General features: G+C 63.4%; 1 protein-coding gene. It reads left to right on the top strand.

The annotated features are described in order from the left end of the window. Window positions 1-424 (top strand): hypothetical protein (locus FE851_RS26485; protein ID WP_186378995.1); only part of this gene is annotated, 424 nt, incomplete at its 5' end. Window positions 425-645: the final 221 nt, after the last annotated feature.

Below are 645 nucleotides of genomic sequence, written 5' to 3' on the forward strand. Positions count from 1 at the left end.
CGATCCAATGCGGCCATTTTCAGAAGAGCGCGGCGCGGTCGAGCAGGGCCTCCTCGCGATCCGCGAATTGGTAGTCTGGCTCAAGGCGTCCGCAGCGGCTTTGGGAGACTTGTTCTCGGCTAGCGGTGGATCGCCCCGGGTTATACCGACCGAGGCCGCGTTCGCGGAAGAGCTCATGGAGACCTACCGGCAGTGCGAGCGGATCGGCTACCGGCCAACCGGTATGCTGCAGATGCTCGGCGAGCACGGCGCGATCGATACCGCGCGGCGGCTGATGGCAGCTCCTCCATCCGAAGGCTTTCATCGCCTCGCCCTTCTGAACCGCCTCGATCTCGCGATCGAGTCGATCGCGCTTCGTGAACCGTGGCGCGCGCTTTTCACAGATCAGGAACTGGCGAAGGCGGAGCGGCGCTTACGCCGGTGAGCCCTTCTAGAATCAGGGCGCATTACAGCCGTCCCGCATAAGGAACCTGAAGCGGCGGGTTTCGGCAAGAGCGGCCACTCTGGCGGAGGACTTCGAGCGGCTCGAGTTGGTCGCCAGGCGCCTGAGGACCTTCCTTTGCGCTGGCGAACGTTCTTGAGACGGCCAATCCGGCCATCGGAGAATGATCATGGAGATGCCTGATACTGAACCCACCACCACCA

The organism is Sphingobium sp. B2 (genome assembly GCF_007693735.1).
In the GTDB taxonomy this organism is placed as follows: domain Bacteria; phylum Pseudomonadota; class Alphaproteobacteria; order Sphingomonadales; family Sphingomonadaceae; genus Sphingobium; species Sphingobium xenophagum.